The sequence below is a fragment of the Microcystis sp. CS-574 genome (genome assembly GCF_028329095.1).
GTDB classification, from domain to species: domain Bacteria; phylum Cyanobacteriota; class Cyanobacteriia; order Cyanobacteriales; family Microcystaceae; genus Microcystis; species Microcystis ichthyoblabe_A.
The window spans coordinates 1-3,516 of the sequence record NZ_JAQMSY010000089.1 but is presented as its reverse complement, the minus strand read 5'-3'; the positions used below and the strand labels follow the sequence as shown (position 1 = coordinate 3,516).

Genomic DNA, 3,516 nt, shown 5'->3' with positions numbered 1-3,516 from the left:
TCTGAAATGGGGCGAAAGTCTGTGGACTCTGTGTAAGACAGTACATGGTTTTTTAACTGTGGTATGCGACGGTGGTGGAAGCAGAAACTTAAATCGTGAGGTTTAGGAATCGCCGCACTTTTAGGGCGGCGAGGATGTCAAGTTCATCACCCTGCTTTCCTTCCCTAGTCAGCTGCCGGGAGACTAGGGACCAATACACAGAGGTTCAATGAGTCAAAAGGGATGACCAATAATTAGTTATCAGTGACCATTGACCGTTTAATAAGAGCCAGATTAATCCCCCTATTCCGAAAAGAATAGTCAAGACATAAAATTGCGATTGACCGGAAACATTATATTTTAAGGCACTGCCGCTAAAAATCGTCGCTAAACTGACTAAATTAACCAGACCATCAATAATATAACGATCGAGCCAAGCGGTAATTTTGGACAAGCTGCCCACCGCTAAAACCACGGTAAACTGATAGATGCGATCAAGATAGAAGTCATAAGCGAACAAATCTTGCAGGAATCGCAGGATTAACCCGGTTGGTCTCGCCCAAGCTCGTCTTAACTCTACCATTAACCCGATGACTAGGCCAATTACTCCAGAGGCCATCAATAAGGGAAAACCCCAGACAATAGTGAAACTCTGGTTATTAACGAGAGGATTGGTGAAAGATAGCCAAAAATCCCAACGTAGGGGAATAATCGGGGCCAATAAAACGATTAAAATCAATGCTACCATGGGCAAAGCCATCGGCCAAGCCACTTCCGGGGTGCGATGGGTTTTACTTTGGGTTTGTCCCAAAAAGACTAAACGAAAGACCCGAGTAAGATTGATAATGCTAAGACAATTAACAAAGATTAAAACCGCTAATAACCACCAAGGAATCGCCCATTCGCCACCTAACCACCGTTTTAACGTCCAAAACATCCCCAGGGGCATTAAAACCGTCATCCCCGCGGAACCTCCTAAAAAAGCCGTGGTCGTGGCGGGCATTCTTGCCCAAATTCCGCCCATTTCCGTGATATTTTGGTTACTGGTGGTGAGAATTAAGGCTCCTGCGCTCATAAACAATAAAGCTTTTGCCACCGCATGGGAGAATAAAATTAGTAAAGCGATATCCACATGACCTAATCCCACCGCAATAAAGACCAAACCGAGATAGGCACTGGTGGAGTGGCATAAAACCCGTTTAATATCAATTTGGGATAAGGCCATCAGAGAAGTACCAATTGCCGTCATTGTCCCCAACACTATTAAAACATTGGCCGCGATCGGAGATAGGGTAAATACTGGCTGCAGCTTAATTAAAACATAGGCCCCGGCTGAAACCACGATCGAATTCCGCATGATTCCGGCTGGATTTGGTCCCTCCATCGCCTCATCTAGCCACAAATTCAGGGGAAATTGGGCGCATTTACCCGTTGGACCAGCAATAAGGGCTAATCCTAACAAAGTCGCCGTCAGAGGTGGTACAGGGTTATTTACTGCCCAATTTTCTAACTGAGAAAAACTTAATCCCTCTCCGTAACTGGACAGAGCCACCAAACCCATCAATAAAATAATATCGCCGACGCGCTTGGTTAAAAAGGCATCTCGGGCCGCGGTTACGACCAAAGGTTGAGCATACCAAAAACCGACGAGGAGATAGGTAGAGACCGTTAACATCTCTAGGAAAGCGTAACTGAATAGTAGGGAGTCACTGAGGGCAATTCCCCCCAAAGCTGCCTCAAAAAAGCCCATTAAGCCATAAAATCTCGCCAAAGACCAATCCTTTTCCATGTAGCCAAGAGCATAGATTTGGGCCAAGAGACTGATGAGGGTAATCAGTTCCAACGTCCCCAAACTGACGGGAGAAAGTTCGATCGAAAGAGATAAACTAAGATCGGCCACTTTTACCCATTCAAAAGCCAGTTTAATCGTCTCTCGATGCCAAATTTGGTTAAAGGCGATCGATCCGTGTATTAATCCTAAGACGGTCATCAATAGGTTAATATAAGCGGCTGGCCGCGGACCGGTGCGACTAATAATGCCTAAAGACCAAGGCAAGGTTAAAATCGAACCAATTAAGCCATAAATGGGAATTAACCAGCAAGTGTATAGGAATAAATCTTTCATTCAGGGGGTTATTCAGTTATCAGTTATCAGTTATCAGTGATCAGGTTTAAGTTTTAAGTTATCAGGTTTAGGTTTTCAATTTTCAACAAATTTAGGCTCTTTCACCGGTTACTGGTTACTGATTACTGATCACTGATCAACGGCCATAAAAAACCAACACTCGATCAAGAAGGGGTCGAGTTTAGTCAATTTAGGTATTTTACCTTTAATCCTGCGATCAGGCTAAATGCGCTGTAATAAAGATTTACCGTGGGAATCGGTGCTACAGGTGGCAAATAATTGATATTGACGACTCAGAGCGAGCGCTTGTTCGGTTTCCGGTTGACTGGGTAGCCAAGGTTTGGGATTGCCATAGGCATAAAAAGCCTCAATACCATCAATACCCAATTCTACCGCCGCCGCCACTAAATCGGCTGCGGGGCGATGGTAACGAAAGGGATGGGCGAGAACTACTAAAGCCCCCGCTTGCTGTAAACTTTTAATGACTCTAGAGGCTAAAGCCAGATCTCCTTCCGGTTTGGTTCTTTGCAGATAGGGAGTCAAGACGGCATGAGCGGGATCGAAACCATAGCCAAGAATATGCACTTCTGTCTCTAAGAGATTCGCCGTAATTTCTACCCCTGTCCAGAGATGGGGTAGAGAACTCTTTAAATGCTGATTTTCTAGCCAAATTTGGGCTTGTCGATAACCTTCGATCGAGTGATGATCGGTAATTGCTAATCCTTTTAGTCCGATATCTAACGCTTGTCTCATCAAGCCTTGGGGACTCATTTGACCATCGGAACAATGGGTATGAAGATGGAAATTGTAATGGTGGGGACAACTATCATAGCCAATATTTGCCCACACCGCTTTCAGGGCGAGGGTATCTTGAGCTAGGGGTGGGATTGTAGCAGAAACGACCATGCAGTATTGAGGAACTTTCCCAAAGATTACAAATTGTTAAGAATCAGCATAGCAAATATCAAGAAAAATTGGGTAGCTGCTGTTACCGGTAACACCGTTAGAGACTGTTCGTCAATGAATATTAAGCGGGAATCGGAGCCTTCTTCTGTCTCCGCGCTGATTATCGGTTATCGCTGCCCCTACAGGACTCAAAATCTCGCACCTGTTTCGCGAAACAAGACCCTAAAACCCTTAATTCGTCGATATTTCAGATTTATTCAGCAAGCCAGATGTACTAAGCTTTTTAGTATAAATGTTCTGGCTCCCTCTCCCCGCTCCCTTCTCATAGACAGTCTTGACGAGTAACTTAGATACACTGACAGCTTATAGTTACTAATTCTGTACGCAAATATTGCATCTAGAATTAGCTTTGTACGCTTTGACCCGTACTGGGTTAACTACGAACCTCTCTATCGGATTCCCGCTAAAGGCGGCCTCTCCGACTACCTTTCTTCCAATATTTAAGG

At 44.6% G+C, this 3,516-nt stretch carries 2 protein-coding genes; both read right to left on the bottom strand.

From position 1 onward, the window contains the following. Positions 1-205: 205 nt before the first annotated feature. Positions 206-2,104, bottom strand: a complete 1,899-nt coding sequence (locus PN470_RS06750) for an NAD(P)H-quinone oxidoreductase subunit F (protein ID WP_002734668.1) — start codon at positions 2,102-2,104, stop codon at positions 206-208. 222 nt (positions 2,105-2,326) lie between these two features. Further along, complete coding sequence (locus PN470_RS06745) at positions 2,327-3,010, bottom strand: PHP domain-containing protein (protein ID WP_002734587.1); 684 nt, start codon at positions 3,008-3,010, stop codon at positions 2,327-2,329. Positions 3,011-3,516 lie beyond the last annotated feature (506 nt).